The organism is Thiothrix nivea DSM 5205 (assembly GCF_000260135.1).
In the GTDB taxonomy this organism is placed as follows: Bacteria; Pseudomonadota; Gammaproteobacteria; order Thiotrichales; family Thiotrichaceae; genus Thiothrix; species Thiothrix nivea.
In genome coordinates this window covers 1,391,707-1,410,216 of sequence record NZ_JH651384.1, presented here as the reverse complement: position 1 = coordinate 1,410,216, position 18,510 = coordinate 1,391,707, and the positions used below count along the sequence as shown (strand labels likewise).

Genomic DNA, 18,510 nt, shown 5'->3' with positions numbered 1-18,510 from the left:
TTTTTATTATCTACGCACAGGAAGGCACGAAAAAAACTGATGCAAGAACAACTGGATACACTGATCAATACAACGGTAACCGGTCTCGGTTATGACTTGTGGGGGTATGAATACCGCCCGCAGAAAGAGAGCGCCCTGCTGCGTATCTTCATTGATTCTGATCAGGGTATTACTGTAGATGATTGCGGGCGTGTCAGTAACCAGTTGAGTGCAGCGCTGGATGTGGAAGACCTGATTCCTGTTGCCTATATTCTTGAAGTATCTTCGCCTGGACTTGACCGGGTGTTATTCATCCCGGCGCACTATGCCCGTTACACTGGCCAGCCAATCAAGGTGCGTACCCGTATGCCGGTGGAAAAACGGCGCAACTTTGTCGGCACACTGACGGATGTTGATGACAACCGGATTGCCATGCAGGTAGAAGGCGTCACCTATGAAATTCCCTACGATCTGATCGACCGGGGAAGGTTGGTACTGGATATTCGACCTCAGCGTAAGGGCGGTAAGCACACATGAACAAAGAAATCCTCTATGTTGTTGATGCAGTCTCCAATGAGAAAAGCGTCAGCAAGGAACTGATTTTCTCGGCGGTTGAGACTGCACTCGCCATGGCCACCCGCAAGCGTTATGGCATGGGTATGGATGCGCGTGTTGCCGTCAACCGGCAAACCGGTGACTATGAAACCTACCGCCGATGGAAGGTCATGGATGATGAAGACCCTGAGTTTGAAAGCCCGGAGCGTCAAATTCTGCTCAGTTACGCCAAGGATCGCGGGTTGGATGTAGAAATCGGCGACTATATCGAAGAGTCGATTCCATCCGTTGAATTTGGCCGTATTGCTGCCCAGACGGCCAAACAGGTCATTGTCGCCAAGGTGCGCGAGGCCGAACGCGAAAAAGTGGTGTCTGCTTATCGCGACCGCATCGGCCATTTGATCATGGGCGTGGTCAAACGTGCCGACCGCAAAGGTGTTATCCTTGACTTGGGTGAAAATGCTGAAGCCTTCATTCCGCGCGAAGAAATGGTGCCGGGTGAAATGTTACATGTCGGTGCACGGGTGCGTGGTTTCCTGAAAGAAATCCGCCAGGATGCGCGTGGCCCGCAAATTATTATCAGCCGTTCCGACGTGAATTTCCTGATTGAACTGATGAAGTTGGAAGTACCTGAAATCAGCCAGGAAATGATCGATATCATGGGTGCGGCGCGCGACCCGGGTTCACGAGCCAAAGTCGCGGTGCACGCCAATTTGCCCAATATTGACCCGATTGGCGCTTGCGTCGGGATGCGCGGCTCCCGTATCCAGACCGTCACCAACGAGTTGGGTGGCAAGGAGCGCGTCGATATCGTGTTGTGGAATGAGGACATCGCCACCTATGTCATGAACGCCATGGCACCGGCGGAAGTCCTTTCCATCGTGGTCGATGAAGAAACCAAGACCATGGACATCGGTGTGGATGCCGACAAGCTGTCACAAGCGATTGGCCGTGGCGGCCAAAATGTGCGTTTGGCCAGCGAACTGACCGGCTGGACACTCAACGTGATGAGCGTGGAAGACGCCGAAGCCAAGACCCAGGCTGAGCAGCAGGCTATCGTCAACCTGTTCATGGAAAAACTGGATGTTGATGAGGAAGTCGCGGTTATTCTGGTGGAAGAAGGCTTCTCCACTCTGGAAGAAGTTGCCTACGTACCGATTGAAGAATTCATGGAAATCGAAGGTTTCGATGAAAACATTATCAATGAGTTGCGTGACCGTGCCCAAACAGCCCTGTTGTCCCAGGCCATATCCCAGGATACTCACCTCCCGGCGGCAGATTTGTTGCACATGGAGGGCATGGATGATGAACTGGCCTTCAAACTGGCCAATAGTGGTGTTTGCACCATGGAAGATCTGGCCGAACAGTCAGTGGATGAATTAATGGAACTGGCCGGGATTGATGAAACCCGTGCCGCCAGCTTGATAATGAAAGCACGGGAACCTTGGTTCGCGTCGGATGAGAGTGCAGAAGCCTGATTCTGCGGGAGGAAAGTAATGTCGGACATAGCAGTCAAAAAACTTGCCGAGATAGTCAATGCTCCCGTTGAAGTCCTGCTCAAGCAATTGCAGGATGCCGGGATTCACGTTGATGGCCCTGACGCATGGATTACCGATGCGCAAAAGTTAACCTTGTTGGCGCATATTCGCCAGGGTGCATCTGCCGCCCCTGCTGGTGGTGGCAGCAAGATTACCCTCAAACGTCGTTCCACCAGTGAAATGACGGTTGGCCCAGGTACGCGCGGTAAAACCGTCAGTGTGGAAGTCAGGCGCAAGAAAACCATTTCCACTGACACGGACAAACCTGCCGGGTCAGGTGGGCAAACCTTTGCCCCGGAAGCGCGTACCAGCCGCACCGAGGAGCTGGCACGCCAAATGGCAGCTGAGCGCAAAGCGCGGGAAGCCCTCATCCAGAAAGCGGAGCAGGAGCGTCGCCAACGGGAAACGCAGCGTTTTGAACAGCAGCGCCAGGCTGTTGCTGAGCCAGCAGCGCAGGAAGAAGAACTCCCCGCCGTACCGCAGATTGAAGAGCACGCGGAACCGATATCGGCTCCTGCTGTTGAGATGGCATCTGAAGCGACCGTAATGACTGATGCGCCAGCACAAGAACAATCTGTTGGGGGTGCGGATGAAACAGCTACCACCACTGAAACCGTTCCCACCACTGAAGCACCCACCGAAACCGTTCCCGCCACTGAAGCGGCAGCTGCTGAACCAGCTGTTGGCGAAAACTTGAGTGCAAGGGAGCAGCGTGAAGCTGTTGCCGCTGCCGCGCGGGAAGAGGCTGCGGCGGCCCTGAAGCGTCGGCCTTCCAAAGCCAAGCCCAAGCAGTCGCTGGCACCGCGTCAGGTTGCTGACAGCAGTGCGCCAGAGCCTGAGCAGGAAGCCAGCACAGACAAGTATAGTGAATCCGACCGTAGTGGCGATAAAAAGTCTGTCAAAAAAGTGGTCAAGAAAGTAGGTGGTCGTAGCCGTGAAGAACTGCATGTTCCGGCGGGTAACCGTGCTGGCAAAAAGAAAGGCGGCAGACGGGAAGTCAGCAAACCGGATTTACGCCAACAGGCCAAGCATGGCTTTGAAAAGCCGACTGCTCCGGTTATCCGTGAGATAGAAATTCCACCTACCATTATCGTATCTGATTTGGCGCAAAAGCTGGCTATCCGCGCCACTGAAATCATCAAGGCCATGATGAAAATGGGCATGATGGTGACCATTAACCAGTCCATTGACCAAGATACAGCCATTCTGGTAACGGAAGAACTGGGTCACAAGGCCAAGCCAATGCAGGAAATGGATGACGCTTCCATGCTGGCGGCGATGATCGATCAGGATGCCGAATACGAGGAGTCGCCGCGTCCGCCGGTCGTAACCATCATGGGTCACGTTGACCACGGTAAGACCTCATTACTGGATTACATCCGTGAAACCCGCGTTGCAGCAGGTGAAGCGGGCGGCATTACCCAGCATATCGGTGCTTACCATGTTGACACCGACCATGGCACGGTCACTTTTCTGGATACGCCGGGTCACGCAGCTTTCACCAAAATGCGCGCGCGTGGTGCTCAGGTAACTGACATCGTGATTTTGATCGTGGCAGCAGATGATGGTGTTATGCCGCAAACCAAGGAAGCTATCCAGCACGCCAAGGCGGCGGGTGTTCCATTGGTGGTGGCGATCAACAAGATTGACAAACCGGCAGCTGATCCTGAGCGGGTATTGAGCGAATTGTCCCAGAACGGCGTATTGACCGAGGAATGGGGGGGGGACGTGCCGGTAGCGCGCGTTTCCGCCAAAACCGGCCAAGGCATCGATGAATTGCTGGAAACCTTGCTGCTGGTTGCCGAAGTCCAGGAACTGCGTGCGCCGGTTGAAGCACCTGCGCAAGGCAACGTCATCGAAGCCAGTATCGAAAAAGGCCGTGGTGCGGTAGCCACCATTCTGGTGCGTAAGGGAACCCTGCAAAAGGGCGACCTGCTATTGTGCGGCACCGAGTATGGCCGTGTGCGTGCCATGTTTGACGAGCGTGGGCGTCCGGTCAAGGAAGCTGGGCCTTCCATCCCTGTTTCTGTGCTGGGCTTGTCAGCAGCGCCCGAGGCTGGCGATGAAGTCGTTGTACTCACCGATGAGCGTAAGGCCAAGGAAATTGCCGAGCTGCGCCGCGAAAAGCAGCGCGACAGCCGTTTTGCCGCCCAAAGCAGCGCCAAGCTCGACAACCTGTTCAGTCAGATGCAGGCAGGTACGCGTGCCCAGGTCAACCTGTTGGTCAAGGCCGATGTACAGGGCAGTGTGGAAGCTATCCGCAGCGAATTGCTCCAGTTATCCACCGATGAAGTCGAAGTCCGGGTATTGTCTTCCGGTGTCGGCGGCATCAATGAAAGCGATGTGGATCTGGCTGCCGCTTCCAAGGCCATTATCGTGGCCTTCAACGTGCGGGCGGACGCTACGGCGCGCAAGTCAGCTTCCGATGAAGGTGTGGAAATCCGTTACTACAGCATCATTTACGACGTGCTCAACGACGTGAAGGAAGCCATGAGCGGCTTGTTGTCGCCTGAAGTCCGCGAAGTCTTCGTGGGTATCGCGGAAGTCCGCGACGTGTTCCGTGCCTCCGGCTTCGGCCAAGTAGCAGGCTGTCTGGTGGTGGATGGCTCTGTCAAGCGTGGCAACCCGATTCGCGTATTGCGTGACAACGTGGTCATTTTCGAGGGTGAACTCGAATCCCTGCGCCGCCATCGTGATGATGTCAAGGAAGTGCCGATGGGTACTGAGTGCGGTATCGCGATCAAGGATTACACCGACGTGCGCAAGGGCGATCAGATTGAATGCTACGAACGCATCGAAGTGGCGAGGAAGCTCTAACCCATGCCAGCCCGCCATTCGCATCACGGCTACGCCCGCACTGACCGGGTAGCCGAACAAATCCACCGCGAGCTTTCCATGTTGGTGCGCGACCGGGTGAAAGACCCGCGCGTCGGCATGGTCACACTACTGGATGTGGAAGTGTCCAAAGATCTTGCCCATGCCAAGGTGTGGTTCGACGTGCTGCAAGCCGAGCATGGCCTGGAGGCGCAGGAAGCGCTCAACCATGCTGCCGGCTTCCTGCGCCATGAATTGGGTCACATGATGAAACTTCGGGTGACGCCTGCCCTGCACTTTTTCTACGACGACACCCAGTCGCGTGGCAATGTGTTGTCTGCCCTGATCGACAAGGCCGTTGCTTCCGACCGTCATGGCAGCGAGGGTGGCGGCAATGGTGCGGCCGAAGATTGAGCCGCCGCCAGTTCCGTAAGCTCAACGGTATCCTGCTGCTGGATAAGGCGTTGGGCGTGTCCAGCAACAAGGCGTTGCAGGATGCACGTTTCCTGTTTCAGGCGGAAAAAGCCGGGCATACCGGCAGCCTTGACCCGCTTGCGTCCGGCATGTTGCCGGTCTGTTTTGGCGAGGCTACCAAGGTTTCCGCTTTCCTGCTCGATTCCGGCAAACGTTATGTCACGACGGCTAGCTTGGGCTATACCAGCACCACGGGCGATGCCGAGGGTGAAAAGGTCAATCCGCGCCCGGTTCCGGAACTGGCCGACGCTGCCATCGAAGCTGTGTTGGCGCGCTTCCGGGGCGATATCATGCAGATCCCACCGATGTATTCCGCGCTAAAAAAGGATGGTCAGCCGCTATACAAGCTGGCGCGCCAAGGCGTGGAGGTGGAACGGGAAGCCCGAGCCGTGAGCATCCATTCCTTGCGATTGCTGGAGCGTACTGCCACCACCCTGACACTGGATGTGGCTTGCAGTAAGGGAACCTACATCCGCACTTTGGTGGAAGACATAGGCGAAGCGCTCGGCTGTGGCGCGTATGTGTCGATGCTGCGGCGTGAGTCGGTGGAGCCATTTGGCGGCTTACCCATGCATACGCTGGAAAGTCTGCGGGCGCTGGTGGGACAGGGGCGGGAAGCGTTGGATGCCGTGCTGCTGCCGCTGGACAGCGCTGTGCCGCACCTGCCAGCGCTGGTTTTGTCAAAAGCAACCATACTGCGTTTGCGCCAAGGGCAGAAAGTACGGATGGAGCCGGTTCCGGCAGATGCCGCGCTGATGCGCTTTTACAGCGAATCCGGTGAGTTTATTGGCTTGGGGGTTTGCGGCAACGGCGTGCTGGCTCCCAAACGGTTGCTGGCCTATTAACCCTGAATCGGTACATTTCATCCTTTTCCCCTGCGAACCCCATATTCTGTCTTATGTAAAAAAAAGGTTACTTATAAAGCATGGCATAGCGGCTACCGCTGCCAATAACGGCAAAATTATGCTGAGGGGGGGCGTGTGTCTTTCAGTGTTTGCTCTGCCTGCTTGACCCACTCCTGCTCCTTGCGCCGGTAGTACTTGGGGGCGCGTTTTACGCGCAGCAGAATTTCTTCCAGCACTTGCCGTGCCCGCCCGTTTTGGCCTTGCTGTTGCAGTAACCGTGCATAGCGCCAGCGTGCTTCTTCACCGGGGAAAGAGGTTGCTAGTGCCTGATATTCCTCCAACGCCTGCGGAATATTTCCGAGCGCTTCGAGGCCGCGCGCATACAGCAGATGCCCATCATGGGAACGGAAATTGGGGTGAGTACTAATCAGGGTGTCCAAGGTGTCGACGCTGGCTTGATACTGGTCTGCCCCGTATTGTGCCTGCGCCAGTTTCAGTAGGATGTCGGGGTCGTCATGCCCGTTTTGCTGACAGCGTTGCAGCAAGTTGATGGCTTCATCGTGAAAACCTGCTTCTATGCACTCATCCGCCAGTTTGACACGGTTCTCGACAGTATCGGCGATTTCGAGCTCATCCTTGCGGTGGCGTAATTCCCGCGCGGGATCCATGGCTTTCAGCAGGCGATTGCCAGCCTTGCGGACAGTGTAGTTGTTCTGCATGTCCGGCATGACCTGGGTGAAGAAATAAATTGCGCAGCCGATACCGGGCAAGAACAGGATGAGGTAAAGCCAATACATTTCGCGCCCGCTGCGGATGACGTGAATGGCAAAGGCGATCTGGATGAGAACGAGTAAGCCGCCTAGTATGGGCATGGTGGGTCTCCTGATACTGTTGGTTATTTTGCATACTATTATATTGTAAGACTGGTTTCACAGCATTACCAAAACAGGGGGATGTCTGTTCATTGCTCTGGGCGTTGTCAATCAGGGCGTGCTAGCTTCCCAATATTTGCTGGCGGCTTGACTGAGGGTTGGGGAAAGTGGCAGGGGGGTGTCCCGCTCTTTTTTGACCTTTCTCCTACTCCACTGCTGTGATAAGCGCTAAACTCTACCCCTTTTCAGGTTGACCCCAAGCGGAGACAGGAATGCAGGAAGATTTACTGGGCTATGTGCCTGCGGCAGGCGCATTGCAAGGGCGCGTGATTCTGGTGACAGGGGCGGCGGCAGGGCTGGGCAAGGCCATCGCCAAGGCTTGTGCCCAATTCGGTGCGACCATTGTTATGCTCGACAAGGAAGTGCGTCATGCCGAGGAAACCTATGACGAAATCGTCAATGCAGGCTACCCGGAACCGGCCATTTACCCCCTCGACATGCAGGGCGCTACCGCCAAGGATTACGACGATCTGGCTAATAATATCCGCGAACAACTCGGGCGGCTGGATGGCGTGGTGCTGAACGCGGCGTGGCTATCCGCTTTTACCCCGATCAAACATTATGACGCCGAAATGTGGTCAAAAATGATTATGGTGAACCTGCATGCTAATTTCCTGTTGACCCGCGCAGTGCTGCCAATGCTGGAAGCAGCGCCGGATGCGTCTATCGTGTTTGCGGCGCATGAATCCAACAAGGCGTATTTCGGCGCATTCGGTGTGGCCAAGGCGGGCATGAATGCCTACTGCGACATTCTGGCGGCGGAATACGACGACCCCAAGCATTTCATCCGCGTCAATACGGTCGATACCGGACCGATCCGTACCAGTATGCGCGTGCTGAATTACCCTGGCGAAAATCCGAATAGCGTTGCCCAGCCAGCTGCGTTGGTAGGGCCATTCCTGTACTACCTTGGCCCGGACGCGGGGCAACGTACTGGCGAACACCTGAAACTGGCGCGTCAGCCTGCCGATGCGAGTTGGCCAGGCGGGACGGCATAGGCGGCAATGAAACGCGATTCCATCTACGCCCAGCCACATGGGCTGGTGGCGGATTTCGCTTTTACTGAAGCGGTGGCGGACGTATTCCCCGACATGATCCGCCGTTCCGTCCCCGGCTATGAAACCATCATCAGCTTGTTGGGCGTGCTTGCGCGCCGCTATGCCCAGGCGGATAGCCGGATTTATGATCTTGGCTGTTCGCTGGGGGCGGCAACTTTGTCGATGGCTTCTCAAATCCGTGTGCCGGGTGTTAGTTTTGTATGCGTGGATAATTCCAGTGCCATGACCAGCCGTTGTGAACAGATCATCCAGCGCCGCTTGCCTGATGGTCACTTCGAGGTGGTTTGCGACGACATCCAGAATGTCGTGCTGGAAAACGCTTCGGTGGTGGTGCTGAATTTTACCCTGCAATTCCTCAAACCCGATGACCGTTTGGAGATGTTGCGCCAGATTTACCAAGGTCTGCGCCCTGGTGGCGTGTTGGTGCTGTCGGAAAAGCTGCGCTTTGCTGATGCCACCGAACAGGCTTTGCTGACCGATCTGCACTTGGAGTTCAAGCGTGCCAATGGTTACAGCGAGCTGGAAATTAGCCAGAAGCGTTCCTCGCTGGAAAATGTGCTGGTTCCTGATACGTTTGAAGAACATGTTGAGCGTTTGCAGTCGGCTGGTTTTAGGCAGGTTGTGAAATGGTTCCAAGGGCTTAACTTTGCCTCTTTGCTAGCAGTGAAGGACTGATTACAAGCCAGTCACTACCGAAATTCATTTCGCCCCCTATCTATCCGACGAAATCTACGAACTCTTACTGAGGAGAGCGAAACTTATCTGGAACCCGGGGAGCTATTTTACCATCAGGACAAGAGCAAGAAACACCACTCCCCTCCACACTACCAACGCCGCAATCATCGTTATCACATGACGTAACGAATTCATCACAGCGCGCACTATCCGCAGGAAAACATTCAGCGTAGTCTCCTCCTTCTTTCCTCCCTCCATCAATACCTGGGGCGGCAAAATTACCACCATCAGAAAATCTTTTAGCTATTACGGGCTGAACAGTAAAAGTCGCTGTCAATGCGATACCCACTAGCAAAGCTAATATTTTCATTACTACTCTCCTAAAGTAGTTGTTCAGCCCCCTCCGCTAAAGCCGCCTCGTTTCCCGCATAACTCGTTGATCTGTCATCTGTAGTAAGATCGAGACGATGAGGGGGATGAACAATAGTGAATTAAGTAACCAGAAAAAAGTTTTCGTGCATTCGGTACATTGAAATTCAATGAGTTATGAGAATGGAATACGCGAAAACTTTGGCTCATGTACTTACTATTCCCCCTGTTGAGGTTTATAAGTTTTAAGGCACTGGGTATATTCTTTGTCGTATGTATCTCCACCTAAGCTTGAACAACCCTTATCGCTACGATATTTGCTCTCTACATTCTTGGCGACTACCTCATAACATTTTCCCAGCCTGATGCTGTATGCATCTCCGCATTTGCAGACTACGCCGGCCGTTGCCGTTACGGAAGCCGTACCCAATATGGCAATAAACAGGGACATTACTGAGAATTTACAGGTAAATGTTTTCATTGAATTTACTCCTTTATGGATTGATAGATTGGATAAGGCTCGAGATTACTCTCATTTGTCGTTCGGCAGATTTCGTAGCTCCCAACTGACTTACCCATTTAAGACTATAAATAATTCTGGCTCTTTAGAAATTCCCATGAAGAATTTTTCTCATAATCTTTGATAGCTACTTACTTAAGGATCGCCTTCGCTGTGCAGGTTGAATTTACCTTCCCACTGAAAACGAAGTCCGATACACATCTGGGTTTCTGGATTTGCTGGAAACTTTTATTCAGCCGGAGGAGGAGGAATATAACGCCAGGAAATCAATTTCATAAAACCCTGCGAATCTTTCACCACAGTTACAATAACATCTTTATCATACATATAGCTCACATCAACAAGACCAATCTGACCTGCCGATGTACTTGTTATTCTATCCAAGAAAACCTTGTCTGTCGTTTTATGAAAATAATCATCGCCATTAAAAGACCAGAGTATCAGACTCAGCGCACTTTTATCCTTCGTTTTTACGGCAGTATACAAGTCAGCAAAATTCCCCTGATTTTTGGAAAAAATGGATAAACCACTAACGCTTCCAGCAGCAACCGAAGCCAGTCGCTTAATATTAGTGTTGCTTACATCCCAGGTAATTAGCTTCAAATTTTCATTGGCTTTTTCTGAAATAGCTGACACCAGAAACTGAGGAGATACCGCACGCAAGTCAACATCACCGATTTCTCCGGCTTGATCGCCACTATCAGCTAACCTTTCAATACTGCCATTTTCAGCAACTCGCCACAAAATCAGTTTTAGCTTGTCATTCATCATTTTTACGCCGGTGACGACTCTGTCTGCACCAACATATTCCAGCTTTACATCCTTGATAGCACCCGCCGAACTGCTACCCAGTCGAATAACAGAGCCATCTGCGCGTATTTGCCAGGAAATAAGCTTCAGCTCACCTGCCCCGTCTTTCGCAGCTATTACAAACTTGTCGTTCGCATACCTGGATACTGCTAATGCAGAAACATTACCTGCACTTTCAGAGCCTAAACGATCTATAGCACCTCCCGAACCAACTGACCAAGCGATAACTTTTAAATTGCTGTCATTTTGCCGTACCGCACTAACTATTTTGCCAGGACTAACCAAAACCGTATCAATGGCAGTAACAGCTCCAGCAGCAATTGAATCACGCTCAGTCATACTGCCATCATCATCCACCCTCCAGCTTTGCAATAGCAGATTCCCACCTACACCTTCTTTGGCTGTCGTCACCAGAATATGGCTATTGACGGGTATTGCCGATAACTTATCAACTACATTCCCTGTGCTATCGGATAGCCTGACGACTTCAGAAAAACTCTGAATGGGGATCAAGAACGTAAAAAACAATATAAGCTTTAAAATATTCATGACAATTTTTTCCTAAACACGACATGACCAATGAACTTGTAACGTCGCAATATTATCTAACTACTTCTCAATAAACAGACCCATCTGTGCTACTCATATGAGTTTAAACAGATAGCGCTTTGGCTTAGTCTCTTACTAACCGAATCAACAACTTGCCGTTCTGCTCTAAGCGTGTATCTTTTCTATTCCACTCGCTTGATTCCCCATTAATTGCATTGGTTGGCAAGTCAGAGAAATAGATCGCCCATGCAGCTTCTCTTTCCTTATCTTTAGCGGGTGACGAAGACCAATAAAGCGGGTAGTTGTCTGGTTTGGTTGAGGCGACCGTAACGGGCGTGGTCGGGAAAACAGCAAGATTGACACTCGGCTCCACACAAGTGACCTCGATGATCGACCGTAACTCTTTGATATTGGGTAAGCGCCATTCAGTATCTGGAGACGCTTCTAATACTTCTGTCGTCCAGTTGCCAACCGGATTTCCCCTACCAGCAGCATTAAGCGCTTTTACGTGCAAGAGTGCGTCTTTCCATGTATAAGTTTTATAAGCACCTACACAAGCTTTTGTCGACCTATTCCAAGTTTCACCTTCATTGCATCTCCTCCAGGTTCGCCCTGTTCGATTGTCAGTGGCAGTACCGTCATCGTGCAGGGTAAAACGACTAGTGGGTGTACTTCGTTCGACATTTGACAGACATTCCTGCGCGTGACTAACCAATGGCAGCAAGCTTAAACTCAACACTATTCCAATCCATGATCTTCCATTATTAAACAGACTCATGTTGTTACTCCTTTATTGCCCACTAACCAAGCGGACAGCTTTGAAATCGGTACTAATATTTCGCTTAGGCGTAGCACCACTCCAGCCATCTTTAAAACCGGTACCACCCGCTGCGGTAGCTCTCCAGTTATTTCTCGCATCAGGCACCGTATCTGAACTCCAATGAAATTCTTTTTGTGTATTGGGGAAATACTTGAGATCGATAGTTGGTGAACGAGTACCAAAATTAACGATGGAATTGAGTTCCTCCAGAGTTGGCAACCGCCAATCGTTTCTGCCACACAAGCCTTCTTCATTTACTGCCTTGACGTATTCCCAGGTATTGCAATTATCGGACAAGCCGCAATCATTGCCAGCAGGTCCTAGATCACCAGAGTCACCTCCGTTTTTACTGCTATCCGGTTCATACCAGGCATACGACCAGCCCTTGCTATGCAAACCATTTTCTGTTTTCTTTTCCCACAGCAGACCCGTGACATTGTCTTTGACACAACTCCAGTCTGCTACGTCAGCAGCTAATACCTGCCCACTACTACTAATTTTGATAAAACTGAACCCGGCATGACCGTCACTGTCATCCCTAAGTGTTCGATCTCGACCAGAGCTGGCATCTTCTTGCAGGCGGGAAGATGCCGTAGTAGTTCCATATTTGATGATACCCGTATCGTTAAGTCCGCCAGTTTTAGGTGTAACGTCATCAGGTCCATTAGGGAAATTAGGTTTGGGTTTCTTTACCCAGCAACCGTCATCGTCAGAACCCCGACCTCCCGCGTTACTGTCACAATGTGCATAAGCGTCATGGTGAATCTCACACTTGTTGAAAACCTGCATTCCCGCTTCTTGCCAACCCGCAGGATCAGAAACGTATTCGATACCCTTACAAGCGTTGTCATCCTCACAAGTCTGCTTGCAAGCCGCGATACCGATGTTAAACAGGTTCTCGCCCATATCGTTTTGCGCCCAGCCACCTTGCCCATCACTGGTACGCCAGCCACCTTGCCCTTGGTATTCCAGCTCTGCCAAAACCTGTATTGACATCAGACAACCCGACAGTAACATACCACCCACCCGTGTCGCTTTCATGGTCTAGTTCTCCCACTTATATCCGGTGACATTTGTTGAAAATTTACAGGTAAAGTTTTTCATTGGGTTTACTCCTTCATAGACCGATCAACCGCATGAAGTTCAAAGATTACCCTCGTCCGATAAATTTAATAGCCCTACCTGAGTTACCCACTTGGGTCATAAAGGAATTTTTGCCCAAATCTCGTCAACAGTTCCCCCACCCGCGACTTGCCGCTGAATAATCTTTAGTTCCCCACCAGCCCGCACTAACCTATCCCGTAAATGGCTCAACCCAAACCCCAGTTTCCAGCTCGTGGGATCGGCACTAACACTATCATTCCCCACACACAAATACAGCACGTTATCCTCTCTTGCAAACCGGACATACAAATTCTCAGACCGCACGTGCTTCAGGGCATTACTAACCGTTTCCCGCAGGAAACTACGCAACAGCAACACCCTTGCCGAGCTGAGATACAAACCCTCACCCACCCCATCGACCTTCCAGTGCAGTTTTGCATCGGCAATCTCCACTCGCTCGCGTGTTTCCACCCGCCATTCCCCCAACAAAGCGGCCAAATCCAGCTGCTCCGCAGTCGTGGAAAGATGCACCGTATCCCGCAGGGTTTGCAGCGCCTCGCGCGCATGGTCTTCGCTTTCCACCCCCCGACAACGCTGCGCCATCGACAGCAGCTTGGCACCCAGCGAATCGTGCAGGTCGCGCATGATTCGGGTACGCTCTGCCAGGGTCGCTTCCTCACGCGCGTGGGTGGCTTTCAGAATCGCATGAGTCAGCTCAAACAGAGACTGTGCAACCTGTACATCCCTTTCATTGAAAAGCCAGTCACCTTGTTGCTTACCCTCCAGCTCATAACACCCCTCTCCCACAACATCAGGAACACAAAGACATACACCTTCATCTTTAAAAAAGACGTGTTTCTGCCATTCAGAGCCGTGACGAATAGAAATAGGCCGAAAATTATACTCAAGAGTTTTATGCCATATCTCTTGGATATCTTTATCAGTCGAAGCCTTACCCAAACATTTAACCAGTGTTGAGACAGCAGCATCCGCTGAACTTGGTAAGTCATGGCGAACACGAAGGATAACTTTACGTTCTACAGGAAAGTACAAGAACACGGCTGACAATAAAGTCAGGCTCAATGCTAACAGAGGTTCAAAATCGAACAAATAGACAAGAATGGCATAGGGAACCAGAATAACAGTGACCCCGACCAGCCACATAACACTCACATACCACCACCATTCAACATTGAACAAATGGTAGCGGAAAACTGCAATCGCCCAGCCAGTAGCGATTGGCACAAAAATCAATCTTGCAAACTCATGCGACAGCCAAGCCTGTTTACCCAGAAGTATCGGAACCAACCACACCAAAATGATCAATACCGAAGGCACTGCCATCGTCATAATGAACAGACGTACCGTTGCATGCTCTACTGGATGTTTGCGCGTAACTCGCCACTGCAACACCAGCAGCCAATATATTCCGATTCCAACAAAAAGAAACTGAAGCATATAGGTATGGAGTGGCAGGTCAACCCACTGTTCCAGGTTATTAAACGTCAGCAGGGTCATGACACCTAATATTCCCCAAACAACCCGGTTGCTCGCCACACGCAACGGATAAACCGCGAAGATGGATAAATACCCCCAGGCAAACAGATTGGTGCCAACAATACTGGTAGCTGCAGTAGCCTTCATCCATGCCAACGGCAAGGCAAGTTCCCGATACTGTAAAACCACGCTTAGGTAATAGATCAGGGTGCCGATTCCGGCCACCAATACCAGATAACTGACAAACAGTCCGGCACGGTAATACCATAACAACAGTCCCATCCCGCAACAGAAAAAACCACACAGGATGTAAAGCAGATAAAGACCGGGGATACTGGCAGGTGAGTGGCGGGGTTCCGGGTTTACGACAACAGTACTGCCATCCGCCAGCAGAAAAGTGACCGTTTTGGACGACAAAATCTCTGCCGCCTGTTGCTGCTCCTGAAGAAAAGCATTGAACCCGGCATAAGTCGGAAACACGTCAGGCGCTTCCAGTAAGCGTTCCAGCAAAACGATACTCTGGTTTTCATCCGAGATAGCTAATAGGCGCTGATCTACCGCCAGTTTTCCTGCAGCAGGCCCATTCTTATCAACCTTGGCAACAATCAGCCCGCCCTGCTCACCGACAGGGGGAGCTTCAAAACGCACCCCCAGCCATAGCTGATCTGTCACCTGCCAGATAACCAGAACTGCAATCACCAGGAACCCGCTTAGAACAGTAACAATAAACTGCACGGGCGAAAGTCGCCAATTCATAAAGCCAATTTCAACGTTTACGGCAGGCTGTGAATACCTGCGTGAGTTAGGACATCCTGACCAGACCGATCCGGCAGGCCATAATCGCTGCTTCCGCCCGCGAGCTAACATCCAGCTTTTGATACACATCCTTGATGTAGCGGGCGACGGTATGCGGCGAGAGGGAGAGTATTTCGGCAATTTCCGTGCGGTTCATGCCTTTGGAGATCAGCACCAGAATTTCTTCTTCGCGTTGGTTCAGGTCGATATGCAGCGGAGGATTAACTGCATGATTCTCCTGTATCGGATCACTGTCACGTACCTGTTCCAGAATCTTGCGGGCAATCAGGGGCGATAGCGGCGGGTCGCCTTCCATAACGCCGCGCAGCTTGTTGATCAGGATTTTCTCGGACTGGTCTTTCAGCAGATAGCCTATCGCCCCGGCGCGGATAGCGTTGAAGATGTGCTCGTGATCATCAAAGATGGTCATGACGATAATCCTGGTTTCCGGGCTGTGCCTACGAATATGCGGAATCAATTCCAGCCCACTACCGTCAGGCAGGTTAAGGTCGACCAGTGCCAAAGCGAGAAACTGTTGGCCCAACTGTCCCCGTGCTTCCGCCAGCGTATGACCAAACACTACTTTCACATCAGGAAATGCTTTGCCGAGCAAGACCTGCATCCAGTTGCAGGTTGACTCAACATCTTCCACCACCATGACATTGAACATAGCCAAAATCTCCCTCTTGCTTAATTAACAGACTATAGTGCAAGCAAAAGAGTTGTCACTTATATGTCTATAATTTGTATGGAAAATAAGCGGATGACAAACAGGGGTAAACCCTGATGCCCATTCTGCCGGTTGTCAGCGGTGGGTATGAATGGGTAGTATCTCTTTCCCTGCCACACGTTGAAGAATGAATGCCAATATGCTTGGAACTGTGTCCCATTTTCTGCAAACCTCCCGGCTTGCACTATGGCTTGATAGTTTGCCTGCTCAACTAATTCAGGCTGCGGCAGAAAACCCACACGGCAGGCAAGCAGAATGGCGGGCAATTCTGGATGCTTTGCCAGAAATATCGGCTTCCAGTGTAGATTTCAACAGCAACACAATGCGGATTGGTGTAGAAAATGATACGGATGTAGCAGTGCGAGAGCGGTTGATGGGAAGCCTGAAGTCCCTGATCCCGTGGCGCAAGGGGCCGTATAAACTGTTCGGCATCCCGATTGATACCGAATGGCGCTCTGACTGGAAATGGGAGCGGGTGTTTCCCTACCTCAGTCCGCTGGACGGGCGGCTGGTGCTGGATGTCGGTTGCGGTAGTGGCTATCACATGTGGCGCATGTATGGCTCGGGCGCTGAAGCCGTCATCGGTATCGATCCGACCCTGCTGTTCCTGGCCCAGTTTCAGTTAATCAAGCATTATGCGGGAGAACAGCTGCCAGTTTGGATGCTGCCGTTGAAAAGCGAAAACCTGCCTGATTTTCACCAGAAAGGTTTCGACACCGTATTCTCGATGGGCGTGCTGTATCATCGCCGTGATCCTCTCGGGCATTTGCAGGAACTGCGCCGCGCCCTGCGCGCCGGCGGAGAACTGGTGCTGGAAACCCTGGTGGTGGCGGGGGATGAGCATACCGCGCTGATGCCGCACGACCGCTACGCCAAAATGCGCAACGTCTGGTTTATCCCATCCGTGCCCATGCTGGAATTGTGGTTGAAAAGGCTGGGTTTCGCCCATATTCGGGTAGTGGATGTCACCACAACGACAGTGGAAGAACAGCGCTGCACGCCATGGAGCAAGGGCGAGTCGCTGGCTGATTTTCTTGATCCGGCAGACAGCAGCAGCACGGTTGAAGGCTACCCAGCGCCAGTGCGCGCCACCGTATTGGCCAATGCACCGGGTTAACTGTTCAATGGTATATTGGTTTATTACAATATGATGAGACATTAACGTTGAAGTGGGTCGAGTGAATACGCAACTGCAAAAACCAGGATTCATGATGGCAATGGGTGAAACCAGCTGTCTGCACCAGCAGCTTGTCCGCCGCATGGGGCAGGCTTACAGGCGTTTCCGGCAAAGCTGGGATGGTTTGTTGCTTGATCCTTATTTGCGTGATGGTGGCAGCTACCGTTACCGGCGCTATTCCGTGTTTCACTGGAAAAACGCTGAGCTGGAGGTGTTGCCGCACGAGCCGCATTACCAAAGCACCCACTACAATCAGGTGCACGGCGGCTTTAACCGGCATTTTCGCGAGTGGTTGCCGACTACCCTGCGAAACCCGGTACTGAAGGAAATTATCCGCTGGACGACTAGCCAGTTTTCAGGTGGCCCAGCGCAGTTGTGGCGGATTCAGGCGCACCAGTTCCGCATCGTGGCGCGTGAAGACCAGCTGGGTAAGCCGACGCCAGAGGGTGTGCATAAGGATGGTGCGGAATACATCCTCATCATGATGATGGATCGGCAAAATATTCGGGGTGGGGTCAGCTGTGTTTTCGGCAATGACATGCGCCCGCTGGCTGAAGGTTCACTGGAGCAGGCGGGGGATTTGATGCTGGTGAATGACCATGCAGTCTATCATGGCGTGACGGAAATCAGCCCCGCAGACCCAGCACAACCTGCGTGGCGGGATGTGCTGGTGTTGACCTTCCACAAGCAGGCTTAGCCTGGGCCTTCAAAGTATTTCCAGGGGTAGTGGAGGTCATCCGGGATGGTGCTCCAGTACAAGTCGCCGGAGTTGCGCCATGGGTCGAGCAGGATGCCGGTAGCAAACGGTTTGCCTTTGGCAGTGACGATCAGGGTGCTGTGTTCGCGCCATGGGTTGCCCTTGTAGGCGACGCCCCACCACAGGTCAAAGGTTTTCAGATGCTTGCTGCGCATCCTTGCCCGCATGGCGCGCGCCCAGTCTACGCACAGGCCAGCCTTGCGTTCCTTGGAATTGCGCAGGGTGTTGTGGATCAGGGGTGGCCAGGTCAGGTTCCAGTCATTGGCCAGGTACATGGGGTAAACATAGGCGTCATGTGCGACATCCTGTGCTTCGCGCGGGTCAATGATGGCTGGATCCAGGGCGATCAGTGCTCCGGTCAGTTCATCCATCTGCTTTTTCATTTTGGGGCTAAGCGCTGTCAGGCGTGGGTTGCCATCCTTGGTCAGGTAGACCTCGTCGTAATGGACGGCGCAGCCACTGACCATGAGCACAGCCATCAACGCCAACAACAGCCTTTTCAGATTAAGCAT

General features: G+C 52.3%; 17 protein-coding genes. 9 read left to right on the top strand and 8 right to left on the bottom strand.

The genetic code is table 11. From position 1 onward, the window contains the following. The first annotated feature begins 39 nt into the window (after positions 1 to 39). The 5 genes from rimP to truB are packed head-to-tail and all read left to right on the top strand — an operon-like array spanning position 40 to position 6,205. Positions 40 to 516 (top strand): ribosome maturation factor RimP, encoded by a 477-nt coding sequence (rimP, locus tag THINI_RS07240; RefSeq protein WP_002707981.1) that lies wholly within the window; start codon positions 40 to 42, stop codon positions 514 to 516. After that, entirely contained in the window at positions 513 to 2,012 is a 1,500-nt protein-coding gene (gene nusA / locus THINI_RS07235; protein WP_002707980.1) for a transcription termination factor NusA, read from the top strand. Before rimP ends, nusA begins: the two co-directional genes overlap by 4 nt. An 18-nt stretch (positions 2,013 to 2,030) precedes the next feature. Next, positions 2,031 to 4,889: a translation initiation factor IF-2 gene (infB, locus tag THINI_RS07230; protein WP_002707979.1), complete on the top strand. Its 2,859-nt coding sequence runs from the start codon at positions 2,031 to 2,033 to the stop codon at positions 4,887 to 4,889. 3 nt (positions 4,890 to 4,892) lie between these two features. Continuing rightward, positions 4,893 to 5,300 carry a 30S ribosome-binding factor RbfA gene (gene rbfA / locus THINI_RS07225; RefSeq protein ID WP_002707978.1) on the top strand — a complete coding sequence of 136 codons (408 nt, stop codon included), beginning with the start codon at positions 4,893 to 4,895 and terminating at the stop codon, positions 5,298 to 5,300. Next, positions 5,297 to 6,205, top strand: coding sequence for a tRNA pseudouridine(55) synthase TruB (gene truB / locus THINI_RS07220; protein WP_002707977.1), 909 nt, complete (start codon positions 5,297 to 5,299; stop codon positions 6,203 to 6,205). Before rbfA ends, truB begins: the two co-directional genes overlap by 4 nt. A 116-nt stretch (positions 6,206 to 6,321) precedes the next feature. Here the strand turns inward: truB and THINI_RS07215 are convergent, their stop codons facing one another. Beyond that, on the bottom strand, positions 6,322 to 7,077 hold the full coding sequence (locus tag THINI_RS07215; RefSeq protein WP_002707976.1) for a tetratricopeptide repeat protein: 756 nt from the start codon (positions 7,075 to 7,077) through the stop codon (positions 6,322 to 6,324). A gap of 272 nt (positions 7,078 to 7,349) precedes the next feature. Here THINI_RS07215 and THINI_RS07210 point away from each other — a divergent pair, with 272 nt between their 5' ends. Together THINI_RS07210 and cmoA are read left to right on the top strand one after the other, a co-directional pair. Further along, positions 7,350 to 8,135 carry an SDR family NAD(P)-dependent oxidoreductase gene (locus tag THINI_RS07210; RefSeq protein ID WP_002707975.1) on the top strand — a complete coding sequence of 262 codons (786 nt, stop codon included), beginning with the start codon at positions 7,350 to 7,352 and terminating at the stop codon, positions 8,133 to 8,135. A gap of 6 nt (positions 8,136 to 8,141) precedes the next feature. Next, positions 8,142 to 8,870: a carboxy-S-adenosyl-L-methionine synthase CmoA gene (cmoA, locus tag THINI_RS07205; protein ID WP_002707974.1), complete on the top strand. Its 729-nt coding sequence runs from the start codon at positions 8,142 to 8,144 to the stop codon at positions 8,868 to 8,870. Between the two features lie 64 nt (positions 8,871 to 8,934). Here cmoA and THINI_RS25085 read toward each other — a convergent pair whose 3' ends face one another. The 6 genes from THINI_RS25085 to THINI_RS07175 form a co-directional block, all read right to left on the bottom strand. Further along, complete coding sequence (locus THINI_RS25085) at positions 8,935 to 9,240, bottom strand: hypothetical protein (protein ID WP_154724374.1); 306 nt, start codon at positions 9,238 to 9,240, stop codon at positions 8,935 to 8,937. A gap of 747 nt (positions 9,241 to 9,987) precedes the next feature. Further along, the gene (locus THINI_RS07190) at positions 9,988 to 11,118 is read right to left on the bottom strand and encodes a hypothetical protein (RefSeq protein ID WP_002707971.1); all 1,131 of its coding nucleotides are present in this window, start codon (positions 11,116 to 11,118) and stop codon (positions 9,988 to 9,990) included. A 124-nt stretch (positions 11,119 to 11,242) separates the two neighbouring features. Then, positions 11,243 to 11,896: an Lcl C-terminal domain-containing protein gene (locus THINI_RS24155; RefSeq protein ID WP_002707970.1), complete on the bottom strand. Its 654-nt coding sequence runs from the start codon at positions 11,894 to 11,896 to the stop codon at positions 11,243 to 11,245. 12 nt (positions 11,897 to 11,908) lie between these two features. Continuing rightward, a complete protein-coding gene (locus THINI_RS23245) occupies positions 11,909 to 12,979 on the bottom strand; it encodes an Lcl C-terminal domain-containing protein (protein ID WP_002707969.1) in 1,071 nt (356 codons plus the stop codon). Between the two features lie 159 nt (positions 12,980 to 13,138). Then, positions 13,139 to 15,274 (bottom strand): sensor histidine kinase, encoded by a 2,136-nt coding sequence (locus tag THINI_RS07180; RefSeq protein ID WP_169314594.1) that lies wholly within the window; start codon positions 15,272 to 15,274, stop codon positions 13,139 to 13,141. Positions 15,275 to 15,341: 67 nt separating this feature from the next. After that, positions 15,342 to 16,004 carry a response regulator gene (locus THINI_RS07175; protein WP_002707967.1) on the bottom strand — a complete coding sequence of 221 codons (663 nt, stop codon included), beginning with the start codon at positions 16,002 to 16,004 and terminating at the stop codon, positions 15,342 to 15,344. A 187-nt stretch (positions 16,005 to 16,191) separates the two neighbouring features. Here THINI_RS07175 and cmoB point away from each other — a divergent pair, with 187 nt between their 5' ends. Together cmoB and THINI_RS07165 are read left to right on the top strand one after the other, a co-directional pair. Further along, positions 16,192 to 17,181 (top strand): tRNA 5-methoxyuridine(34)/uridine 5-oxyacetic acid(34) synthase CmoB, encoded by a 990-nt coding sequence (gene cmoB, locus THINI_RS07170; RefSeq protein WP_002707966.1) that lies wholly within the window; start codon positions 16,192 to 16,194, stop codon positions 17,179 to 17,181. Positions 17,182 to 17,281: 100 nt separating this feature from the next. Continuing rightward, positions 17,282 to 17,938: a 2OG-Fe dioxygenase family protein gene (locus THINI_RS07165; protein ID WP_245536588.1), complete on the top strand. Its 657-nt coding sequence runs from the start codon at positions 17,282 to 17,284 to the stop codon at positions 17,936 to 17,938. On the opposite strand, the gene THINI_RS07160 is transcribed toward THINI_RS07165, so the two are convergent. After that, entirely contained in the window at positions 17,935 to 18,510 is a 576-nt protein-coding gene (locus THINI_RS07160; RefSeq protein WP_002707964.1) for a hypothetical protein, read from the bottom strand. The two genes, THINI_RS07165 and THINI_RS07160, sit on opposite strands and share 4 nt — an antisense overlap.